We start from the raw sequence: 22,427 nt of genomic DNA on the forward strand, positions 1-22,427 counted from the left end.
AGTAAATCACGGTTTAAGTTTATCAATCCATCCCGAAGTCTTATCGAGCAGTTGTTGACTAATCGACGGCCTATCCGTCTGGTGGATAACTTGTTCTGCACCGAAAGTCAAAAAATCGAACAAGCCACAAGACATTAGAATGACAGTTACAGATGCTGCTATAACATAATGGAATAAAGGATGCCTACTCCACTTACGTGGCCACTTTGGCAGACTAGAAACTTTAGGCCCGAGTTCATCGATAGGCAGCGACTTCATAACTTTATCTGTGAATCGCTTCTGATCTAACAAATTAGGCAGTTCATGTTCGAGTGAAGTCAGCGCCGTTATATACGCCTCCAGAGATTCATCATCTTGTAAAAGAAGACTCTCAAGCTCTTCATCACTTTGTTGAATAGCATCTCTACGAATATATTCTTTCCAGACATTTTCCTTGTTGTCGCCCGGCTTATTCATCTCCACTCCTCCTCCTTCTTCCAATGTTCGCGAATCCAAGCTCTTGCACGGTATAATCTCGATTCTACTGTTTTTACAGCGATTTGCTGATCCGCTGCAATTTCTTCATATCCTTTTTCCTCTAGATAAAATGCCGTTACAATATCACGATGTCCCGGCGGAAGTTGTAAGATTTTATCTTGAATTTGTTGGCTATGTTCATTATCTATGAGTCCTTTTAGGATATCATCATCCTGCGCAGGGATTTGAAGAGCGACATCTACGGGGTCCCACTGTTCTTCTCTGCGGCGGTCCCGCCTTCGTTTCATATCGATCGCTTTGTTTACGGTGACACGAGTTAACCAGGATTTAAACCCTTGGGAACGGTAACCGGGGAGAGACTTATAGACTTGTAGGAATGTTTCTTGGGCTGCATCTTCCGCTTCCTTCGCATCATGCAGTACAGAATAGGTTACACGATATACATAGTTCCCGTATTCTTGCACTATTTCGCGAAAAGTATCAGTATCGCCCTGTTGAAATTTCAATATAAGTGATTCTACATCAATAGTTCTCTCCTCCTTCCCCAATATAGTAAACGACACAAGTATGGCTTACCCCTGCATGAAAATAAAACTTTTTAAAAGTTTATTTGGCTCAACACTAATTCAGTGTTTGATAAAAAGCATCATGTAGATCAATACCGCTACGCGGACGGATTATCCTTACGATCGCTGTTGCCTCCAAATTTGTTTGAATATATCTCTATAGCGGTAAAAATTTGGAGGCAAAGGCGACCGCTGCGCTTCTTCAGGACAATTCCGCCCTCTTCGCTCTATGATCTGCATATACTTCTTCTATTAACAAGCACTGATTACGGTTTAGAGCCGTATAGTGCTGACGTCAGATGACCACCCCGCTTCTTCGGAACATTCCGTCCTCTCAGAAGCAATCTATATAGTAGGTTCAACCTATAATAACACACTAAAAAGAGGCGTCTGTATACAGACACCTCTACCAATTTTTGTTGTAGTATAGTTAAAAACGATTAAGACGAACTCTCAGAAAGTTATAGATTTCCTCGGAAATGTTAACATTGCAGCATGATTCAAGTCCTTCAAATCCAGGGGAGGAATTTGCTTCACAAATTTTGTAATGGTCCCCATCGAATAGTAGATCAATCCCGGCAATGTCCAGATTCAGTAGGCGTGAAGTTTCCAATGCCAGCCATTCAATTTCGGCATTGATCTCGAAGGGCTCTACTAAACCGCCACGAGAATAGTTAGCTTTGAAACTATCACTTCCAGAAATACGTTTCATTGCGGCGACAGCTCTACCGCCAATAGTGATAACACGAAGATCTATTCCGCGACTCGACTCTACGAACTCCTGTAAAATCATAGTAGCATTCTCTTTGTAAGCACTAATCATCTCGAGCAAATCAATGAACTTAGATCTCGTCTCTGCTAAGAATACGCCGCTTCCTTGTGAACCAGAAATCGTCTTCACTACGACGGGGAATCCAAGATGCTTCTCAACTAGATCAACATCAACTTTGGAACGGATCAACATAGTCTTGGGTACGGGAAGATTATGTTCCGCCAAAATTTGTAGTGTGAACAGCTTGTCCTTTACAGTATCAATACTCTGTGATGAATTAAATGTTCGAACACCGAGCCTTTCCAGATGACGAATCAGGGCCAGTCCAAAATAATTCGTCCCCGCTCCCATTCGTGGCAACACGAAATCCGGTAATTGCTGCACTTCACCGTCTACCATTACACTTTTGCGATCATCACGTGTCACAATCAGTTCAAACTGTTCGGGTGATAAAACCCGGATATCAATATCTTGCTTCTCAGCCTCTCGAACTAGACGACCGAGTTCAAACGTCTCAGGCTTCACTTCATTTGCGCCACTCTTGTAAATGATCCAGCCTCTCAAGTTCATTGCCTCCCGCCACATAGGCCCCAAAATCTTACTACTTCAGAATAACATACAAAACAAAAAGAAACAGCCCACCTTCGTAAGGTGAACTGCTTCTTTACTTATCATCATCTTCTATTCGTTTTTATGAACGGCCACGGAACTTTTGCGTGTATGCCTTGGCATCCTCAGCGGTTTGCACGCGGTTCCGACTCCACTCAAGAAGGATACGATCAATGTACCGAAAATGTACTTTCCCAGCAAACACAGCTTCCTTAAGCGACAATAGAATAAGTTCCTCCGGATAACCGTCTTGATCAATCCAACCTGAGATTGTTTCACACTCCATTGGCGACAATGGACGAGCGAATTCTTTCTCAAAAATAACGAATAGATTCCGAACCTGTTCCTCTTGCGGCTGTGGCGAAACCTCGCGGTCCCTCATGCTTTGCCGAGCGGCTGCCCGCTCTTCAGCAATATATTGCCCAAGCCGATCATACATCCCAGACAAATTGTATCGCTCGGAATGGATTCCCGTCGTCTCGTCTTTCTCCTCATCAATCGTAATCCATCCATCTTTCATCAGGCGCCGAATCATCGTAGCTACTGTTCCAGTGGATGTTCCCATCCGTTGTTCTAATTCGTCAATAGATGGAAAATCATTATGCTCCACCTGAAGAAAAGCCAGTAATTGCATCAGAAGCATGACTTCAGCATCATTGAGATGAAGCTTACGATAATGAGAGAGAAGTGCATATGGCACATTGACCGTTCCGACTTCCATTCCGAACGATATTCCTTTAGCCCAGACTTTCCAACCTTCAGTCATAGCCATACTTTCTCACCTTTCTTCATTTCACTACAAGTCAGGTGAATAAACTTCCATAACCTAATTACGGATAAAGGCGATACAACGTACGTGGGAACGGAATTGTCTCCCGCACGTGATCTAGTCCACAAATCCAAGCCACAGTACGTTCAAGCCCTAAACCAAAGCCAGAATGCGGTACCGAACCGTATTTACGCAGATCCATGTACCATTGATATGCTTCTGGTGAAAGATCATGTTCCTTGAAACGGGCCTCCATCAGTTCCAGATCGTCAATACGCTGAGATCCTCCGATGATTTCACCATAACCTTCAGGAGCAATCATATCCGCACACAGAACTACTTCTGGGCGATTCGGGTCAGGCTTCATATAGAATGCCTTAAAGCTGGCAGGATAATGAGTAATAAATACTGGCTTATCATAATTCTCTGCAATTGCTGTTTCATGAGGTGCACCAAAATCATCACCCCAAGGAATATCAAAATCTTTGCTGTGCAGGAATTCAATAGCTTCATCGTAAGTGATCCGTGGGAAAGGAACCGTAATATTCTCCAGCTTGGAGATATCGCGACCTACCGCTTCCAGTTCAGCACGGCAATTCGTCAATACGGATTGCACGACATGTGCGATGAACTGTTCTTGCACTTTCAAACTCTCTTCATGATCAACAAAAGCCATTTCCGGTTCAATCATCCAAAACTCGATTAAGTGACGACGTGTCTTAGATTTCTCAGCGCGGAATGTTGGACCGAAGGAATAAACTTTACCAAGGGCCATCGCCGCAGCTTCCATATAGAGTTGGCCACTTTGTGTTAAGTATGCGTCCTCTTCAAAATACTTGGTATGGAATAGGTTAGTTGTACCTTCTGCTGATGTTGGAGTCAAGATCGGTGGATCCACCAAGGTAAATCCATTCTGATCGAAGAACTGTTGCACAGCACGGATAATTTCTGCACGAATGACCATAACAGCCCGTTGTTTCGCCGAACGAAGCCATAAATGACGGTGATCCATAAGGAAATCAACCCCATGCTCCTTCGGAGTGATCGGATAATTCTCGGTTAAATGAATTATTTCAATCTCAGTTACTGTCATCTCATAACCAGATGCACTACGTGGTTCCTCACGAATTACACCTGTCACATACATCGAAGTTTCTTGTGTCAAACTTTTGGCACGATCCCAAGTTTCTTCTGACACTTCGCTCTTCACTACTACACCTTGAATATAACCAGTTCCATCACGAAGTTGCAGGAACTGGATTTTACCACTGGAACGTTTATTGTTCAGCCAACTACCGATAATAACGGTCTGATCGACGTATTCATTAACCTGACGGATCACGGTTTTGCTCGCCATGACACAATCTCTCCTCTAACGTAACAAAATATTTATATTATTTTTCTTCCTGTACGATACGATGTGTATCGCGAGCAATCACTAGCTCTTCGTTCGTTGGAATAACGAGTACTTCAACCTTCGAATTCGGAGTTGAAATACGACGTGGATCCCCAGAGCGAATTTTGTTGAGTTCTTTATCTAACTCCACACCAAGATAAGTCAGGTTCTGACATACTTTCTCCCGAACGATCGCGGAATTTTCACCAACACCTGCTGTAAATACGATCACATCAACACCATTCATTGCTGCAGCATATGAACCAATGTATTTGCGAAGGCGATATTCGTACATTTCAAAAGCAAGCGTCTCATTTGGTTCGCCAGCTTCCCAACCGTCTGTAATATCACGCATATCGCTACTCGAGCCAGAGATAGCAAGCAATCCACTATGTTTGTTCAACATTGAGTTTACTTCGCTTAGCGACAATTCCTCTTTGTTCATAACAAACGTAACAATAGCTGGATCTAGATCCCCACTACGAGTTCCCATCATTAAGCCTTCAAGTGGTGTTAATCCCATAGAAGTATCTACAGATTTGCCACCCTTAACAGCTGTTAAACTTGCACCATTACCAATATGACAAGTAATGATCTTCAAGTCTTCAATTGGACGATCCAAATATTCTGCAGCAGCTTTACTTACATATTCATGAGAAGTACCGTGTGCGCCGTAACGACGAACATGATGTTTCTTATACAATACTTTCGGAATAGGGTACAAATATACTTTCTCATCCATTGTTTGATGGAAAGCCGTATCAAATGCCACAACCTGAGGAACTCCTGGCATATTTCTCTCAGCAGCTGTAATCCCCATAATTGCTGGTGGATTGTGCAAAGGCGCCAAGTCAAACAAACGGCGAATTTCTGATTTCACTTCGCCAGTAACAAGTACAGAACCTTTAAATGCTTCCCCACCATGTACAACGCGGTGACCGACAGCTTGAATCTCTCCCACGGACTCTAACACGCCGTGTTCTGGATCTGTCAGCATATCAAGCACTTTACGAATCGCTGTGTTATGTTCAAGGATTTCACTGACTTCTGTCACTTCTTCTTTACCCGTAGGTTTATGATTCAGAATGGATGAATCCATTCCGATCCGTTCTACTAGTCCTTTTGCCAGAACTGATTCATCAGTCATATCATATAATTGGTATTTCAAAGAAGAACTTCCTGAGTTGATTACTAGTACTTTCATGTCCGGTCACCATCCTTGTCGTATTTGAAAAATCCTTCGCCGGTTTTAACACCAAGATTACCTGCACGAACCATTTTCTTCAACACAAAGGAAGGACGGTATTTCAACTCACCAAATTCACGGAACATACGCTCAAGAGCAGCCAATACAGAATCCAGACCGAAACGGTCAGCCATTTCGAGCGGGCCATACTGGAATTGATAACCGATGCGCATTGCAGCATCAATATCTTCAGCAGTTGCAACGCCTTCACCAAGCACGTGAAGTGCTTCATTGATCATCGTGCAAATAATTCGTGATGTAACAAAACCAGGGGATTCATAAACCATAACACCCCGTTTATCGACAACTTCTTCAACGAAGCGTCTTGTATCTTCAAAGGTCGACTCTGATGTCTTCAAGCCACGAATAATCTCTACCAGATTAATCCGGGATACCGGATAAATAAAGTGCATACCGATTACGCGCTCCGGATACATCGTCGAACCAGCAATTTCTGTTAAGCTAAGCGTTGATGTATTGCTCGCAAGCAGGATATTGCTTGGGCACACTTGATCAAGCTGCTTGAATATTTCCTTTTTTGCATCCAAATCTTCCGAAATGGTCTCGATCACCATATCGCAGGTGCCTAGTTCGGCAAAATGGGTTACTTTATGAATTTTAGATAAGATAAGTTTCTTCTCCGCCTTGGTAATCGCCCATTTCTCAAGCTGCTTATCCAGGCTCGTCTCTATCATGCTGTACGCATGGTTTAATTTTTCTGGAGTTTCTTCTACAAGTAATACATCTAGTCCTTTAGCCGCCAACATTTCGCTGATGCCTTGGCCCATCGTACCGCCACCAATGACACCTATTCTTTTAAAATTCATAATTCAGTCGCTCCATCCTTTCGTGGTCTCTACATATATTGTACCCTTCGTGTCGAATAATACAATGTTTTATACCCAACATCTAATAATATCTTAGCACGAGCAAAAAGTAAAAAAAAATAACCGGCATCATTTTTTATGCCGGTAATGTGATACTGTCACGAAATTGACAACGAAATTGTTCACCAGAGAGTCTTTCCTCGCTCAACAGGATATCCAGTGATTGATCAAATACAGCAGAATGATCCATTAATAGCTGTTTTGTTCTAGAAAATAATTCGTCCAGAATTAAGGCGTTCTCTTTCATAAGCACTTCTTTGGTCACCATATCCATATTGACGATACCGAGCGAAGTCATTCCCGATGTCAACATCGTATGGACAATATTTAATGCCTGCTCAAAATCATTACTTGAACCTGTGCTACGTCCGCCGTAATAAATCTCTTCTGCAGCCGCACCAGCCAGCGTAACCATGATCTGACCTTCTAAATAACCCTTGGTATACAGGTATTTCTCTTCCTGAGGATTATGCCGAACATACCCTAGTGCCCTTCCACGCGGGCTAAGGACGACTTGATTTACACTTCCAGGAGAAACGACTTCAGCAGCTACAGCATGGCCCAATTCATGAACCGCAACACGGCGCTTTTCTTCCTCCGTCGATTCACGGTCCGTCTTCTCACCCATCATGACTTTGTCAATCGCTAGCGATAAATAATTCTGGTTAATCTCAGTTTGATGATCACGCATGGCATAAATAGCTGCTTCATTCATTACACTTTCAAGTTGAGCCCCCGAGAAACCATAGGTTTCCTCAGCAACTTTATCCAGACTTACATTTTGCGCAAGCGGTTTGTTCTTCGCATGAAGTTCCAAAATGTGTCTACGGCCTTTCTTATCAGGAAGATCCACTTGAATATGCCGATCAAACCGACCAGGACGCAGCAGCGCACTATCGAGCATTTCTTTCCGGTTGGTAGCAGCTACGAGCAGAATTCGTGGTGTTTCCGAAGAATACATTCCATCCATTTCAGTGAGTAATTGGTTGAGTGTCTGATCATACTCCCTTTGCTGACCACCTTCCCTTTTACCACCAATCACATCAATTTCATCGATAAAAATAACCGCATTTTCTTTTTTCTCTTTCACAGCACGAGTTCGGGCATCTTTGAACAAATCACGGATGCGTCCCGCACCCACACCAACATACATCTCCACGAATTCACTACCCGAAGCTGTAACGAACACCGCGTCTGTATATTGTGCAGCGGCTTTAGCCAACAACGTCTTCCCAGTTCCGGGAGGACCAGTTAGTAGAATACCCTTGATAGGTCTAATACCAAAGTTCTTAATATCATCATGACGAACTAGAAAATCAAGTGCTTCTCTAAGCTCCTGCTTAGCGCTCTCTTGACCCCCAATTTCTTCAAATGTTAACTTGTCTATCCCCTTCTTCTTTCGATTGCGACCTTGCAGAGCACCAACCGCAATTCCTCCTCGTGATTTAGCTACTGCAAATAGGGCTGCAAGCATGATCAGAACAATAATAATGGGTACAATATTCACCCCTATATAAGCCAAGAAAACCAAAAATACTGGCACAAATCCAATCGCAACCTCAATCATTGATTTACGCATTGGACCATACCCCCATTTTCTGCGGAATGCGAGGCAAGATAATAAATTTGCTATTTTCTCCATTAGTCAAAGTAATGTATACATTTTTATCATCTATTTCCGCACTCGTCTGTAATGAGTTATCTTGTTGCTCAAGCTTCTCCAAGGTAGCTGTGATCTCTGTATATTGTTTGTTCTCCATCGCCTGTGCTACGGAGAACAATGCCTGCTCCCATAATTTATCTAGAGCAGGTGAGGAATTATCCTCAACGTCCAATTTCAGTGTGCGATTTCCGATAAATCCTTTTCCGTCCTGTTCTATATGTTTGACCAAACCACTAATATCGGTTCCTGGTTCTAATTTCAGTTTCAAATCAACCTGAGTGCGGGTAATATCAAACTGAACAGCATTAACACCCTCATATTCTGTCACCAGTTTTTTTAGGGGATTTTCAACCACCCACTGGCGATAAGCAAACCACCCACCAAACAACAACAGTGCTGATACCGCAACCGTTATAACAATCGGCCAGGTACGAAGTTTCACTTTAATGTCCCCCTTATGATGATAATATGTGTTGATATATATTAACTTGTATACTATTTTTCAACTAAATCGATATACTATTCGTATATCATTTCAACAAATAAAAGTATATCACATCATACACGCTAATTCGAATGGAAGGTGTGACTATATTTAAAATTTTATATTATTTCGCAGTTTAAACTATGCATGCACCACACAAATAAGCCATGTGCAAAATGTTCATTATCAACATTCGTGCACATGGCTTATTTAAATGTAATTACCTAGCGATTCGGTAGTGTAAACACCTCAGAGAGTGGTTCGCCGCTGCTGAAATTGTAGAAACGATAATAATGATGTGCGTTCTCTTTATAAAATAACTGCCACACTAATTGATCGTTATAAATTCCAGGAACCAATCTTACAATATCAATTTCCGGAAAGCGTTCATGTATGATCGCTTTGACCTGGGCTTCAGTTGTTCCTTCTGAGAGAGGGACTACTCGGGATTCTTTTCCTTCTTGAATCCATACCATGACTGCTTGCCCCGATTCATCCTTACCTTCTACAACCCAGCACACTTCATCCCAAACCGATTTATATACTTTCTTAACATCGCTAATACCGGCTTCCTGCTGTGCTCGTACTACCGCGGCTTGCTCGCCGCTCCACAAATCCTGTTGGATATAGATATAGAAACGGTGAAGACCAAAGAGCACGATCAGCAGGGTTAGGATAGAGATTAGTATCCATTTGGTTTTCTTCTTCAACCTTCTCTTCCACTCCCCGTTAATGACTTGTTTGAGCTATGACGACGAATTAACGAGATAACAATCCTTCATAAGCTGCTTGCGCTTCATAACGCACTTTTTCTTCGTCAATAGTCAGCGCAGCCCCATTCTTAATCACTTGTTTGCCGTTCACCCAAACATGCTCCACATCTTTCGCTCCGGCCGAATACACTGCATGAGAAATATAATCGGTTCTTGGTAGAAAATGAGCCTGCTCCGTATTCAGAGCAATAAAATCGGCCTTCATTCCCTGGGCCAATTTGCCCGTATCCTGTAAGAAAACTGACTTAGCACCATACTCTGTACCCATCTTGAGTGCTTGTAATGCCGGTACAGCAGTTGGATCACCAGATACCCCTTTATGAATCAATGCAGCCAAACGGATTTCCTCAAACATATCAAGGTTATTATTGCTAGCAGCACCATCTGTACCAAGTGAAACGGTAACACCTGCTTTGAGTAATTCAGGCACTCGAGCAACACCGCTAGCGAGCTTTAGATTGCTACCTGGATTATGGGATACTCCTACTTGATGTGCTGCCAGGATTTCGATCTCCTCATCATTCAAATGCACAGCATGTGCAACAAGTGATGGACGAGAGAACATACCCATATTGAGTAAATGTTGAACCGGTCGCATGCCATAATCACTCACATTTTGTTCCACTTCAGTCTTAGTCTCCGACATATGCGTATGTAACGGCAAATTAAGATCGTGGGCTGCCTGAACAAATTTCTCGAAGAAATTAGGTGCACAAGTATAAGGTGAATGTGGTGAAAGCATCGTTGTGATCCGTCCGTCTGCTTTGCCATGCCAGTCACGAGCAAATCCAACAGCTTCATTTAACTTCTGGCGTTGTTCATCTTCAGAGCAGAACCCAATTGCACCACGCATAAGAACAGCACGTATACCCGATTCTTCTACTACTTTGGCCACTTGGTCCATATGGTCATACATATCTAGAAAGGTCGTCGTCCCACCTTTTAGCATTTCAAGCACGGACAATGAAGTCCCCCAATACACATCACTACCTGTAAATTTAGCCTCCATAGGCCACATTTTATCCTGAAGCCAAACTTGTAGGGCAAGATCATCCCCATACCCACGTAACAGTGACATCGCCGCATGTCCGTGCGTATTTACCAAACCTGGAAGGAAGAGAAGGCCTGCTCCATCAAAAATTTCTGCTCCTTCTGCACCTTCAGGGCGTTCCTCACCAATATACGTTATCGTATCTCCCTCAACCAACATATAACCATTAACTACGGGACGTGCATCGTCCATTACCGCAATCGTCCCATTTTTAATTAACCACTTATGACTCATCCAATTCTGTTTCCTTTCCATTCAAATAATAGGCTAAACTCAGGAGGTCCGTTGTAAAATCAGCCGCATGAATACGCACCTCAGGTGGGACCTTCAGAATTGTAGGAGCGAAATTAAGGATTGCTTCTACCCCTGCAGCTACTAGAACATCAGCTACTCGCTGCGCCTCTGTATCCGGAACTGTAATAATCCCGATTCGGATATTATTCTGTTTGACCGATTCTACTAATTCCTCTATTGGTTGTACCGTAATATTATTGATTTTGCTACCAATCTTCGACGGAAAGGCATCAAAAATACTCACAATTTTCATATTATCCTTCAAGTAAGCATTGTAATTGGAAAGTGCTTGTCCCAAGTTACCAGCTCCGACCAAAGCTACATTAATTTGTTGGTCCAAGTTTAAAATTTGACGAATTTTCTCAATCAGATAAGAAACGTCGTATCCAATCCCTTTACGACCGAAATCACCAAAATAGGCAAGATCCTTACGAATTTGTGCCGGATTGAGTGCCAGTTTCTGACCCAACTCTTGTGAAGAAACTGTAGGTACTTCCCTTTGACTTAATTGATTTAGAAAACGTAAGTAAACGGGTAATCTTCGTACCACGGCATCCGATATTTTTTCTGATTTCATGCATTTTTCCTCCTAATCTGATAAAGAAGAACCTTGTTGTTCTTCAGCGACCAGCCATTCCGAAATACGTGGAACCATCTGTTCAAGTGGCATATGCTCCATCTTCGGTCCGGGTAATGAATATAAAAAGTATTTTCCGTAGTAGGATTCCAAGATGCGCGTATCATAAACAACCACAATTCCACGGTCTTGCGAAGAACGGACCAGCCGTCCAAAACCTTGCTTAAAGCGGATAACCGCCTGCGGCACAGACAACTTCATAAAGGGATTCTTCTTCTCCTTCTGAAGTCGCTCACTCTTCGCTTCAATCAACGGATGGTTGGGAGGTTGGAAAGGTAAACGGACAATTGCCAAGCTGGTTAAAGCTTCACCTGGAATGTCTACACCTTCCCAGAAACTACTCGTTCCAAGCAGAACGGAAGCACTCTGCCCTTGAAACCTGCGAGTTAACTTACTACGATTACCACTATCCATCCCTTGGCCTATTACCGTAATTCCCCGTTGAGACAGCAGTTCCTTAAGAGGATCATACACTTGCCGTAACATTCGATAAGAGGTAAACAACACCAACATTCGACCTTGTGTTACAGTTGCAGTGTCTGCTAAAGACTGCACAAGCGTATTGACAAAATGATCATCTCCTACGCTCCCCTTAACACTCGGGAAATCCCTTGGAATTACTAGGAGTGCTTGATCACGGTAATTAAATGGAGATGGAAGCACTGAAGTAACCAATCTATCTTCGGAGGCAGCCTCCTGAAGTCCAAGCTGTTCAATCATATATTGAAATGATTTATCGACCGACAATGTCGCCGAAGTCATCACTACACTCTTCTTCTTATCAAAGAAATACGATTTTAATTGGGCGCTCACATCAATTGGAACAGCAAAGATCTGTAATGATCGACTACGGTAATTACCATTGCCTTCGATCCAGTACACCGTATCCTCGTCATCCAGTTTGATGAAAGAACGCAAACCATCACGCTCGTTTGCGATATCTTTGAATAATCCACTGATATCCGTCATTAAACCTTCAGATCCGTAATCATCTGGCTCTTCCCTAATCTCACTTAGCATGCGTTCTCCCTTGCGAAGCACATCGCTCAGAATAACATAAATCTGATTCTCTAATGCTTCAATAGCATCCCATTCCTTGGGCTTCCTATTTGGAAGTAACCGAAGAACGAACTGTCCAGGATCTCCTGGAGCTGCATCACTGCGGTCAGGCATGAGCACGAAGAGCATTTCGCTGAGCTTATCCCAGCTCTCTTTCACATCCAGCAGAGAACGATATAAGCCATCAATAATAGAACACCACTCTGATGACTTTTCACTCTTCGTATTCTGAAGGGCGCTTCTAAGACTCGGAAGTTGTCCTGTCTTACTATCTTTGAACAGACGTGTCAAAGTATGCACAACAGTAAAGTACTTTAATTGAAGGCCCAGATGCTTTCCGGCTACGTCTTCTAAATGATGAGCTTCGTCAATAACCAATCGCTCATAGCTAGGAAGCAATTGATGTCCCGCTTGAATATCTGTGAACAATTTGGAATGGTTAGTAATGACTACATCAGCGATACCAGCCTCATGCTTAGCACGATGATAGAAGCATTTGCGGAACCAAGGACAGGAACGACCCAGACAGGAGTCCGACTCACTAGCCACAGTCTCCCAGAAGTCCCCCCCACGATTCCCCATGTTGAGTTCCTCATCGTCTCCGGTCTCCGTTTGGGTCAACCATACAATCATTTGTGCGGCGATCATTACTTCTTCTTTTGGTGTTGCAAAGTCTTTTCTATTTATTTTATGTTCAAATTTTCTCAAACACAAATAATGCTGTCTTCCTTTAAAAATGGCAGCTCTAAATGGAAAAGGCACTACTTCAGTCAGTAATGGAATGTCACGCTCGCGCAGCTGTTCCTGTAGATTAATCGTGTGAGTGCTGACCATAACCTTGTCATCTTGTTTCACACTATGGTAAATGGCAGGCAGAAGATACCCTAGAGATTTACCTGTTCCAGTTCCGGCCTCAATTAATAAATGCTTATCTTCTTGAAAAGCCTGCATGACTTCGTCAAGCATCAAGTTCTGTGCTTCTCGCTCTTCATAATTTGGCAGTTTAGCACGTAGTCGATCTCTTACCCCATCCATAAATTGCTGGAATGTCACATTACCCAATGGATTAGTATCGTCACCATACCTAGCAGGAATCATCTCCGTCCAATCATCTACTTGGAGGGCGAATTGCCGATAATAGGTATGACCTTTCGGATTAGGATCAACCTGTTGTTCCTTTTCTTGCAACATGGCATCAAAGAACCAACCTAAATCACTATCTTCTCCTGCAAATAAATCGGACAAACGTTGCAAGGTGAGCAGCGGCAGACCCTCAATTTCCTCCAAACATTTTATGAAGATCAGAGCTGTTGCCAGAGCATCGCTATCCGCCTGATGTGGACGATCATGCTGAACTTCAAACTCTGAAGAAACTTGGCTTAGCTGATACGAAGTCAGTGAAGGAAAAATAATCTTCAAGAAATCCATCGTATCGAGAATTCGTCCGGTAAATGGTAAGTAACCCGTTCTATCCAATGAGCTCTGCAAAAAGTTGAAATCGAAAGCCACATTATGACCTACAAGCACAACATCATTAAGTAATGGAACCATTTCCATCATAACCACATCAAGATCTGGTGCATCCTTAACAAGTTCATCCGTAATGCCTGTTAACCCCGTTATAAACGGTGGAATTGATACTCCTGGATTAACAAAGGAAGAATAAACGTGGGACACAGTAAGATCATCATCTATAATGGCAAGCCCTACTTGGATAATTTCATCCGAGGACTGATTACCTGTCGTTTCAAAATCAAGTACAGCATATTTCATTGCGTTTATAAGTCCCTTTCATCCCAGTCTCTTTAACAGCATAACAGAAGATTTCAATTTTGAAAATTAGTCCCTCCAACATAACAAAGCGATGCGCACCATACAAAGGGTGTTCGCATCGCTATTCAATGGAAGGATTTCATTCTGCGTTATATCAGCGATGATAATTGATTCCCGAATTGTAGCTTTCCGGAGTGATGCATACATGCTTCCAAATTAGCGAGAGGTTCGGGCAAGGACGGATCGCTGTGATGAGCCATTGTAAAATACTCCTTGGCTTTCACACGCACTCCGCGATTCGCTTCAATACATCCAAGTGCGTTATAAATGATTCCACGTAAACGTTTATTAGCTGCACCTTTTAGTACTTGTTGAAATTGTGAATCTGCCGCCTCATGTTGTCCCATATGCAGATGACACATGCCCAAGTATGCGTGTGTGAGGAAACTATTAGGGAACTGTTCCAATACATGTTCGAATTGCCCCATTGCCTGTGGATACATCAGAAGTTTGTAATAACCTTGCCCCTTCACGAAGGCGTCATTCTTCATCACCAAATCCGGTGGTTCAAGTTCCTGGCTTTCTTCAGGACTCCCCCAATTTTGGCGTAAAATACCCATCTTCTCTTCGAAACAAAGCCATTCCTCAATAATGCCGTCACTCATATGCTTGAGCAGGTTCCATTTATGGCCTAGATCCTGCTTATGCACTCCTTGGGCCACCGGGTAATGCCGTGTTATTTCATCCAGCATATCATTCATTTCCGCAAATACATGCTGAAACATCATTTGCACCCCACCCTTAACGAAGATGAACTCTGTATTTAACTTACGTTCATTTTCTGTTAATGGAGCACTTTTCATTCCCGTAGGTATTAATTGCATAACAAGGGGGCTTTATTTACTGCAAACCACTAAAATTAGCGGATAGTCGAGTGAAGCTCTTGATCCGCTTTTTCCACTGGATGGTTATTCTCGCCTACAAAGACAACCGTTGGTTTATGACTTCTGAGTTCCTCAGCAGACATTTGCGCATAGGAGATAATAATAACGTTGTCTCCTGGTTGTACCAACCTAGCAGCTGCACCATTCAAACAAATCACACCACTGCCTCTTGGGCCAGGGATAACATAAGTTTCTAGTCGTGCACCGTTGTTATTGTTGACAATTTGTACCTTCTCATTTTCCAGAAGATCAGCAGCTTCCATCAAATCTTCGTCAATTGTTATACTCCCGATATAATTCAGATTGGCTTCTGTTACGGTGGCACGATGGATTTTCGATTTCATCATCGTTCTATACATGGTTGATGACACCTTTCTTAGTTAGAATTATATTATCGATTAAGCGTGTCTTACCAAATCGTACGGCAAGTGCAATTAGAACATCCTCTTCACTGTCCTTCAAGGAAGTTATATCATCCAAAGGGATCATCCCTGGAAATTGGGTAAACTCTACATAATCAATTTGAGCTAATGGTTCTGATTGAATCATTTGCTGAATTTCTTGTCTTAACTCCCCCACAGTCACATGCTCAGACTCCTCAGCTTTACTCCTAGCCTGCTGAAGACTTCTGGACAACACTAATGCTGCCTTACGATCCTCAGGGCTTAGATACACGTTCCGTGAACTGAGGGCGAGACCATCATGCTCCCGCACGATGGGACAAGGTATAATTTGAACATCCATATTGAGATCCCCAACCATTTGGGAAATAACTGCAACTTGTTGAGCATCCTTCTGTCCGAAATAAGCATGATTGGGTGAAACGATGTGTAACAGTTTGCCAACCACAGTCGTCACTCCGTCGAAATGACCTGGCCGAGATGCACCACATAATTTAGCAGTCAATTCTTTGACCGAGATCGTCGTCTTGGTCGGACGTGGATACATTTCTTCCACACTAGGTAGAAAAACCACGTCAACTCCCTCTTGTTTAGCCAGTGCCAAATCTTTCTCCGCATCACGTGGATACGTTTCGAAATCTTCATTAGGGCCGAATTGGATTGGATTCACAAATATACTGAGCACGACCAAATCATTTTCCATACGAGCCCTCTTCATTAGACTAGCGTGACCTTCATGTAGGAATCCCATTGTAGGCACTAATCCAACACTCAAGTGCTGTCCAGAGCGAGCAGCGTTAAATTTAGTGTCCTTCAAATAAGCTCTTAAGGCACTGATTTCTGTAAAAACTTTCATGAGTGCGACTCCGCCTTTCCTTTGCCATAAAGTTGATCAAGCACACCTTCTTCTGCAGCAAACACGTGATCTTCCCCTGGAAAAACGCGAGTTTTAACTTCTTTCACGTATTCTGAAATTCCACTTCGTATTTGATCCCCGATATTGGCATAAGTTTTTACGAAGCGCTTTTCCCTATATTCGGAAGTATATTTTAGCACATCATGGTATACCAACACTTGACCATCACATCCACGACCTGCACCGATCCCAATTGTCGGAATAGAGATTTCCGCGGAGATAGCAGCGGCTACTTCCTCAGCAACCAATTCTAGTACGATGGCAAATGCACCAGCCTGCTCCAATGCTTTCGCATCCTTAATCAATCGGCGGGCATCCGGCTCGTCTTTCCCTTGTATACGATATCCTCCAATTTGATTGACCGATTGAGGTGTCAAACCGATGTGGCCTAATACAGGCACACCTGCTTGGACAATGGTTTGAACCGTAGTAGCAATTTCAGCTCCACCCTCCATTTTAACCGCATGAGCATGACCCTCTTGCATCAATCGACGCACATTCCGTAATGTCTCATCTATACTTCCGTGGTATGTCATAAAAGGTAAATCCGTTACGATAAAAGTGTGTTCTGCTCCCCTTGCTACGGAGCGAGAGTGATACACCATGTCATCCAACGTTACCGGAATGGTTGAATCGTAGCCTAGTACCACATTTCCAAGTGAATCACCAACTAATATTATATCGATATCGGCTTCCTCCGCCAGTTTGGCTGAAGGATAATCATAAGCCGTGATCATCGTAATAGGATTACCCTCTTGTTTCATTTTTTTTATTTTGACAATATTCAATGCTCGTTTAACTGACATTTTTGCCCATCTCCTTCATGATTTCTATATCCCCACCGACTTTAACGCCCATGACAAAAAACCTTTTAGTATAGGCACTAAAAAGGTCCGAAATCTAAAGAAGAGTCACTTTCGATCGTCCCTTCTGTCTCGGTCCTTTACGGCTCAGAGCAGAATCCAACGTTACCAATAACAAATTCAAGAAATTTTCATAAGTCACACTGTCATACCGCCATGAGTGCAGTTTAGAATAACTAATACCGCCTCATGCCAACAGTATAACAAAATACGCCTTATATTTCATCCACCAAGTTGTACTTCTCCTGAGTAAATATTTATTCGCTGGCCATCCTTACTAATTAACGTCAGAGCTCCCGAAGGATCCAATCCTTCTGCAATCCCTTGAATGTCGCCACGAGCCGTTTTAACGGTGATTTCTTTACCCATGGTAATCGATAACGCTTCCCATAGATGACAGATCGGACCAAACCCTTGTTCCACATATAATTCATACAACTTTTCTAATTCGTTCATTACTGCACCAATCAGCACGGCCCGATTACAATCTTGACCGCTCTCCATCTTGAGCGAAGTAGCGATTGCTAATAACTCCGGCGGATAATCTTCAGGCTCTAAATTCACATCGATCCCGATACCCGCTATACAATAGCGGATCAGTTCATCCTCACCAACGGACTCAATAAGGATACCACATACCTTGCGTCCTTGAACCAACAGATCGTTTGGCCACTTTATCCCGGCATCTACTCCTGTGACCGCTCTGATAGCCCGACAAACCGCAACAGCACATAATAAAGTGAGTTGGGGAGCACAGGTTAATGGAAGCTCAGGCCTCAGCAGAAGGCTCATCCATATCCCTTTACCTGGAGGTGATAGCCATTTCCTACCTTGACGTCCACGACCACTAGTTTGCTCCTCAGCAATGATAAGACTGCCAGAAGGAGCGCCTTGTTCAGCGAGCAACCGCATTTCCTCCTGAGTCGAGGTTGTCACATCTATAAGTTTCAGACGCCTTCCGAACGAATTTGTCTTCATTGCCTCAATCACTGCAGTAAACTCCAGCTTATCCGGTGTATGAACTAGTCGGTAGCCTTTGCGCGATACGGCTTCAAACTCATAACCTTCTAAGCGAAGCTTGTTGATTTGTTTCCATACTGCTGTCCGGCTGATACCCAAGCGACGGCTAATTTCTTCACCCGATATATACTCCCCAGGATTTTGTAGTAACATATTCAATAGTTTGTTATCTTTCATCTCGGTTCACCACAGCTTTCGCTTGTTCCAATAGTATGTCTTTGTCATTGGGCAAGTCGCCCAAGGCCACACTAAGTAACCATTGTTTCATCAACTTACCGAGCCATGGACCTCCCGGTTTACCGGTGATCAAGAGAACTTCATTTCCGCTTACAGCTAAATCCTGAACCCGATGTACTGACAAACTTTCATGCCATAGTCTCGTCATCTCTAACGAACTAACTTTTGAATCATTCGCTCCTCCATGATCCCCATTGCAGCCTTCAAGCAGTATAGCTTGTCGTTCTAGCCATTTTTCCGTTACAGACTTACCGAACCTAACTTGCAGTGTTGTCCACACTCTACGCAGTTCCTCTTCATTATGGGGACGAACTTTAGCTTCCGTCCACGCTTCATCAAATTGCACAATCTCTGCCGTCCCTTGTGCGACCGCATTGGAGAATGTCCAAGCCTTCATAATGCGTGACGCCTCATCCCCTTGAATTCCTAAACCTTGTATTAATAGAGACCATCGTACTTCTGGTTCATTTCCTTGAATCTTACCTAAGGTCTCAAGCAAATCTTTACGAATATCATTAATTGAAGGTACTGGAACTTTCGTGTAATGCAGCAACCCACTTCGATCTAATAAGGCAAGTCCGCGAAGAGGATGCGGACCAAGAACAATCCGTTCAAGTTCTGCACGAATGCGCTCCATCGCAATGTAAGACAGCTTGTCTCTGCCAGCGAGTAGTCCACGCCACATGCTCTTTACAGGACGAAAACCAAATATGGAAGCAAAACGAATCCCCCGCATCATCCGAAGTGCATCTTCGTCAAAGCGTTCTGAGGCATTTCCTACGCACCGAATTAGCCCAGCTTCAATATCTTCCCGGCCATGAAACGGATCCATCAGAACACCGTTTATGTCACGCGCAATGGCATTCATAGTAAAATCACGGCGCTGTAAATCCTCCGTAATATCATCTACAAATTGCACGCTTAAAGGGCGACGATGATCCGCATAGGAAGACTCCTTACGGAATGTCGTCACCTCAAATTGATAATCTTCCATTAAAACAGTAACTGTTCCATGCTGAATTCCCGTTGGCACGGTACGTTCAAACAAAGAAATGACTTGCTCAGGACTCGCTGAAGTTGCGATGTCCATGTCATGAATCGGACGGTCCATCAGTTCGTCTCGTACACATCCTCCGACAAAAAAGCACTGAAAGCCACTTTCGAGTAACTTACGCAGCACATCTTCCCCCTGACGCAACATCAGGGGGTTCACCTGTTTCCAGGAATTCATGTTGAAACCTCCTTACCCGCAAGTCGGGTTTAAATGAGGTGCCTCCCGATTAAGAACCCGGTAATAAATTGATTCATATTGGGCCGTTATCACATCACTGCTGAATTCATTTCTCGCTCGTAATAAGCAGGACTCTCTCATCTCTCTAGCGAGCTTCTCATTCTTAAGCAACAAAATACTGTAATCCGCCATTTGACGTGTAGCTCCGATCGGAGCAAGAAAACCAGTTTGGCCATGTGACACAAGCTCCGGGATCCCTCCAGCCACCGTTCCAACTGTCGGTACACCACAAGCCATCGCCTCTAAAGCAACAAGACCAAAACTCTCCTTCTCTGAAGGAAGAAGTAATATATCTGCCATGGAAATAACATGTGCGATATCATCCTGCTTGCCGAGAAAATGCACCCTGTTCTCTAAACCCATTTCTTTAATTTTCATTTGAACCTTCGGTAGATCTGGACCTTCCCCTACAAGTAAAAGGCGAGAAGGAACCTGTTCATTTACCATCTTGAAAATGTCGACGACATCGCTGACCCGCTTCACTGGGCGGAAGTTAGAAATGTGCATAAGCACCTTTTCATCTTGTGCAGCGAAGTCACTGCGGCATGCAATTGCATCACGCGGATGATAAACTCGTTCATCTACAAAATTGTAAGTCAGATCAATATCTCTTACTATATCCAATACTTCACGAGTTTCCTTCATCAGATCATGCGACACACTAGTCACAGCGTCACTTTCATTGATGGCTAACCGAATCAAGTCCTTGAGTGATTCATCCTGCGCTAAGACAGTAATATCCGTTCCATGCAAAGTCGTCACAACCTTCAAATTATCCCCGACCATTTGCTTCGCTAGGAAAGCACATACCGCATGAGGTACAGCGTAATGAACATGTAGAATATCGAGCTGTTGTGACTTGGCCACTTGGGCCATTTTTGTTGCTAGAGATAAATCATACGGAGGATATCGAAACACATAATAATCGCTGACATCTACTTCGTGATAAAAAATATTCTTATGAAAACTTCCTAAGCGAAACGGAACGCTATGCGAAATAAAATGAACTTCATGGCCTTTTTCAGCGAGAAGCTTACCCAGCTCAGTCGCCACAACCCCCGATCCGCCTAGTGACGGATAACAGGTAATGCCAATTTTCAAGAATCGGTCCATAAATCGGGGGCCTCCTTAATAATCATGCTTCTCTATAATTTATGTGTTAATGGGCCCGAATAGATTTACTAAGTAAGGTGATTTTACTGCAAAACCTTCGGCATATGAAATAAGCTTACGTTGGCCTAGCAGAGCATCCCTAGCTTTAACCCGCTCCACATATCCCTGATTCAATGGAGTAGGGGCTACGTCTAATCCTGGGGCTGCTTGTCCAAATTGAGATTGATAACATCCAAGTGCTTCTTCCTTCTTCTCATAATAATCAGTAACATCCACGAGTAAATCGGGAGTTCTCCAATCATTAATGAAATAGAAGTATAGATCAGGAGCAGGAACTGCCGGCATATCTGGCATATAACGACGAAGTTTCGCGTTAAATACAGCTTCCTCAACTAGCTTACTGCATGCTATATGATCAGGATGACGGTCTTCCCAATAAGGAGCAAAGATAATACTCGGCGAATACTTACGGATGGCTCCAGTAACTGCAGCAATGTTATCCGGTGTTATGTACAAGCCGCGATCAGGTAGTCCCAAATTGCTACGCATGGTAATACCTAGCACCTCTGAAGCAGCTGCAGCCTCCATTTTGCGCAACTCAACGTTTCCATTAGAGGACAATTCTGCCTCGGTCAGATCACATATCCCAACTCTTGAACCTGCGGCAACTTGCTTGGCAATTAATCCAGCCATTCCAATCTCGGCATCATCTGCATGTGCACCAAAGATTAGAATATCAAGTTCCTGACTCATTACGAAAGTCCCGGCTTATGTTGTTCTAAGAGTTCACGCCAACCGAAATCACCACGATCTAATGCACGAACAAGAATTTCTGCTGTGGCCATATTCGTAGCCACCGGAATGCCGTGTACATCACAAAGACGCAGCAATGCCGTAATATCCGGTTCATGTGGCTGAGCCAACAATGGATCGCGAAGAAATATTACGAGATCCATCTCGTTCTGAGCAATCAGTGAACCGATTTGTTGGTCTCCACCAAGCGGTCCGGATAGAAAACGTTGAATTTGTAAACTTGTGTTTTCCATTATTCTTAATCCTGTAGTTCCGGTTGAATAAAGTTTCTTATCCTTGAAAACATGTTCATATGCTATAACGAAGTTAACAATATCGTCTTTCTTCCGATCATGTGCAATAAATGCTATATTCATCATCTGTTTTATCTCCC

General features: G+C 43.3%; 22 protein-coding genes. All 22 read right to left on the bottom strand.

The features are described from left to right. Positions 1–6: 6 nt before the first annotated feature. The gene (locus tag EJP82_RS04275) at positions 7–456 is read right to left on the bottom strand and encodes a hypothetical protein (RefSeq protein ID WP_127190805.1); all 450 of its coding nucleotides are present in this window, start codon (positions 454–456) and stop codon (positions 7–9) included. Further along, positions 453–1,040, bottom strand: a complete 588-nt coding sequence (locus EJP82_RS04280; protein ID WP_211350040.1) for an RNA polymerase sigma factor — start codon at positions 1,038–1,040, stop codon at positions 453–455. Before EJP82_RS04280 ends, EJP82_RS04275 begins: the two co-directional genes overlap by 4 nt. Positions 1,041–1,473: 433 nt before the next feature. Continuing rightward, positions 1,474–2,385, bottom strand: coding sequence for an ATP-grasp domain-containing protein (locus EJP82_RS04285; RefSeq protein WP_246053983.1), 912 nt, complete (start codon positions 2,383–2,385; stop codon positions 1,474–1,476). Positions 2,386–2,506: 121 nt separating this feature from the next. Continuing rightward, positions 2,507–3,196, bottom strand: a complete 690-nt coding sequence (locus EJP82_RS04290; protein ID WP_127190808.1) for a DnaD domain-containing protein — start codon at positions 3,194–3,196, stop codon at positions 2,507–2,509. Positions 3,197–3,254: 58 nt separating this feature from the next. Continuing rightward, complete coding sequence (gene asnS / locus EJP82_RS04295) at positions 3,255–4,550, bottom strand: asparagine--tRNA ligase (protein ID WP_127190809.1); 1,296 nt, start codon at positions 4,548–4,550, stop codon at positions 3,255–3,257. Positions 4,551–4,587: 37 nt separating this feature from the next. Next, positions 4,588–5,793: an acetate/propionate family kinase gene (locus tag EJP82_RS04300; RefSeq protein ID WP_127190810.1), complete on the bottom strand. Its 1,206-nt coding sequence runs from the start codon at positions 5,791–5,793 to the stop codon at positions 4,588–4,590. Beyond that, positions 5,790–6,662 (bottom strand): 3-hydroxyacyl-CoA dehydrogenase family protein, encoded by an 873-nt coding sequence (locus EJP82_RS04305; RefSeq protein ID WP_127190811.1) that lies wholly within the window; start codon positions 6,660–6,662, stop codon positions 5,790–5,792. Before EJP82_RS04305 ends, EJP82_RS04300 begins: the two co-directional genes overlap by 4 nt. A 136-nt stretch (positions 6,663–6,798) precedes the next feature. Next, a complete protein-coding gene (locus EJP82_RS04310; protein ID WP_127190812.1) occupies positions 6,799–8,301 on the bottom strand; it encodes an AAA family ATPase in 1,503 nt (500 codons plus the stop codon). Then, a complete protein-coding gene (locus tag EJP82_RS04315; protein ID WP_127190813.1) occupies positions 8,294–8,827 on the bottom strand; it encodes a hypothetical protein in 534 nt (177 codons plus the stop codon). The genes EJP82_RS04310 and EJP82_RS04315 overlap by 8 nt, the downstream gene beginning before the upstream one ends. A 266-nt stretch (positions 8,828–9,093) precedes the next feature. Then, positions 9,094–9,579 (bottom strand): cell wall elongation regulator TseB-like domain-containing protein, encoded by a 486-nt coding sequence (locus EJP82_RS04320; protein WP_127190814.1) that lies wholly within the window; start codon positions 9,577–9,579, stop codon positions 9,094–9,096. 49 nt (positions 9,580–9,628) lie between these two features. Then, on the bottom strand, positions 9,629–10,927 hold the full coding sequence (locus EJP82_RS04325; RefSeq protein WP_127190815.1) for an amidohydrolase: 1,299 nt from the start codon (positions 10,925–10,927) through the stop codon (positions 9,629–9,631). Beyond that, entirely contained in the window at positions 10,917–11,564 is a 648-nt protein-coding gene (locus tag EJP82_RS04330) for a redox-sensing transcriptional repressor Rex (protein ID WP_127190816.1), read from the bottom strand. The genes EJP82_RS04325 and EJP82_RS04330 overlap by 11 nt, the downstream gene beginning before the upstream one ends. Positions 11,565–11,576: 12 nt before the next feature. Further along, positions 11,577–14,456: an ATP-dependent DNA helicase DinG gene (gene dinG, locus EJP82_RS04335; RefSeq protein WP_127190817.1), complete on the bottom strand. Its 2,880-nt coding sequence runs from the start codon at positions 14,454–14,456 to the stop codon at positions 11,577–11,579. Between the two features lie 149 nt (positions 14,457–14,605). Continuing rightward, a complete protein-coding gene (locus tag EJP82_RS04340; protein ID WP_307395710.1) occupies positions 14,606–15,244 on the bottom strand; it encodes a tetratricopeptide repeat protein in 639 nt (212 codons plus the stop codon). A 131-nt stretch (positions 15,245–15,375) separates the two neighbouring features. Beyond that, positions 15,376–15,759, bottom strand: coding sequence for an aspartate 1-decarboxylase (panD, locus tag EJP82_RS04345; protein WP_127190818.1), 384 nt, complete (start codon positions 15,757–15,759; stop codon positions 15,376–15,378). After that, on the bottom strand, positions 15,752–16,657 hold the full coding sequence (gene panC / locus EJP82_RS04350; RefSeq protein ID WP_127190819.1) for a pantoate--beta-alanine ligase: 906 nt from the start codon (positions 16,655–16,657) through the stop codon (positions 15,752–15,754). Before panC ends, panD begins: the two co-directional genes overlap by 8 nt. Continuing rightward, positions 16,654–17,523 carry a 3-methyl-2-oxobutanoate hydroxymethyltransferase gene (gene panB / locus EJP82_RS04355; protein WP_127190820.1) on the bottom strand — a complete coding sequence of 290 codons (870 nt, stop codon included), beginning with the start codon at positions 17,521–17,523 and terminating at the stop codon, positions 16,654–16,656. Before panB ends, panC begins: the two co-directional genes overlap by 4 nt. A gap of 279 nt (positions 17,524–17,802) precedes the next feature. Beyond that, positions 17,803–18,777 carry a biotin--[acetyl-CoA-carboxylase] ligase gene (locus EJP82_RS04360; RefSeq protein WP_127190821.1) on the bottom strand — a complete coding sequence of 325 codons (975 nt, stop codon included), beginning with the start codon at positions 18,775–18,777 and terminating at the stop codon, positions 17,803–17,805. After that, positions 18,767–20,068 (bottom strand): CCA tRNA nucleotidyltransferase, encoded by a 1,302-nt coding sequence (locus EJP82_RS04365; protein WP_127190822.1) that lies wholly within the window; start codon positions 20,066–20,068, stop codon positions 18,767–18,769. Before EJP82_RS04365 ends, EJP82_RS04360 begins: the two co-directional genes overlap by 11 nt. Before the next feature lie 12 nt (positions 20,069–20,080). Further along, positions 20,081–21,241, bottom strand: a complete 1,161-nt coding sequence (gene bshA, locus EJP82_RS04370) for an N-acetyl-alpha-D-glucosaminyl L-malate synthase BshA (RefSeq protein ID WP_127190823.1) — start codon at positions 21,239–21,241, stop codon at positions 20,081–20,083. A 39-nt stretch (positions 21,242–21,280) separates the two neighbouring features. After that, positions 21,281–21,994, bottom strand: a complete 714-nt coding sequence (bshB1, locus tag EJP82_RS04375) for a bacillithiol biosynthesis deacetylase BshB1 (protein WP_127190824.1) — start codon at positions 21,992–21,994, stop codon at positions 21,281–21,283. Next, entirely contained in the window at positions 21,994–22,413 is a 420-nt protein-coding gene (gene mgsA, locus EJP82_RS04380; protein WP_127190825.1) for a methylglyoxal synthase, read from the bottom strand. Before mgsA ends, bshB1 begins: the two co-directional genes overlap by 1 nt. Positions 22,414–22,427: the final 14 nt, after the last annotated feature.

This window comes from Paenibacillus anaericanus, assembly GCF_003994475.1.
Taxonomy (GTDB): Bacteria; Bacillota; Bacilli; order Paenibacillales; family Paenibacillaceae; genus Fontibacillus; species Fontibacillus anaericanus.

Excerpts from the sequence above, each read along its gene's own strand:
- EJP82_RS04275 (WP_127190805.1), bottom strand. The coding sequence starts at position 456 with ATGAATAAGCCGGGCGACAACAAGGAAAATGTCTGGAAAGAATATATT.
- EJP82_RS04285 (WP_246053983.1), bottom strand. The coding sequence starts at position 2,385 with ATGAACTTGAGAGGCTGGATCATTTACAAGAGTGGCGCAAATGAAGTG.
- EJP82_RS04290 (WP_127190808.1), bottom strand. The coding sequence starts at position 3,196 with ATGGCTATGACTGAAGGTTGGAAAGTCTGGGCTAAAGGAATATCGTTC.
- asnS (WP_127190809.1), bottom strand. The coding sequence starts at position 4,550 with ATGGCGAGCAAAACCGTGATCCGTCAGGTTAATGAATACGTCGATCAG.
- EJP82_RS04300 (WP_127190810.1), bottom strand. The coding sequence starts at position 5,793 with ATGAAAGTACTAGTAATCAACTCAGGAAGTTCTTCTTTGAAATACCAA.
- EJP82_RS04305 (WP_127190811.1), bottom strand. The coding sequence starts at position 6,662 with ATGAATTTTAAAAGAATAGGTGTCATTGGTGGCGGTACGATGGGCCAA.
- EJP82_RS04310 (WP_127190812.1), bottom strand. The coding sequence starts at position 8,301 with ATGCGTAAATCAATGATTGAGGTTGCGATTGGATTTGTGCCAGTATTT.
- EJP82_RS04325 (WP_127190815.1), bottom strand. The coding sequence starts at position 10,927 with ATGAGTCATAAGTGGTTAATTAAAAATGGGACGATTGCGGTAATGGAC.
- EJP82_RS04330 (WP_127190816.1), bottom strand. The coding sequence starts at position 11,564 with ATGAAATCAGAAAAAATATCGGATGCCGTGGTACGAAGATTACCCGTT.
- dinG (WP_127190817.1), bottom strand. The coding sequence starts at position 14,456 with ATGAAATATGCTGTACTTGATTTTGAAACGACAGGTAATCAGTCCTCG.
- EJP82_RS04340 (WP_307395710.1), bottom strand. The coding sequence starts at position 15,244 with ATGATGTTTCAGCATGTATTTGCGGAAATGAATGATATGCTGGATGAA.
- panD (WP_127190818.1), bottom strand. The coding sequence starts at position 15,759 with ATGTATAGAACGATGATGAAATCGAAAATCCATCGTGCCACCGTAACA.
- panC (WP_127190819.1), bottom strand. The coding sequence starts at position 16,657 with ATGAAAGTTTTTACAGAAATCAGTGCCTTAAGAGCTTATTTGAAGGAC.
- panB (WP_127190820.1), bottom strand. The coding sequence starts at position 17,523 with ATGTCAGTTAAACGAGCATTGAATATTGTCAAAATAAAAAAAATGAAA.
- EJP82_RS04360 (WP_127190821.1), bottom strand. The coding sequence starts at position 18,777 with ATGAAAGATAACAAACTATTGAATATGTTACTACAAAATCCTGGGGAG.
- EJP82_RS04365 (WP_127190822.1), bottom strand. The coding sequence starts at position 20,068 with ATGAATTCCTGGAAACAGGTGAACCCCCTGATGTTGCGTCAGGGGGAA.
- bshA (WP_127190823.1), bottom strand. The coding sequence starts at position 21,241 with ATGGACCGATTCTTGAAAATTGGCATTACCTGTTATCCGTCACTAGGC.
- bshB1 (WP_127190824.1), bottom strand. The coding sequence starts at position 21,994 with ATGAGTCAGGAACTTGATATTCTAATCTTTGGTGCACATGCAGATGAT.
- mgsA (WP_127190825.1), bottom strand. The coding sequence starts at position 22,413 with ATGATGAATATAGCATTTATTGCACATGATCGGAAGAAAGACGATATT.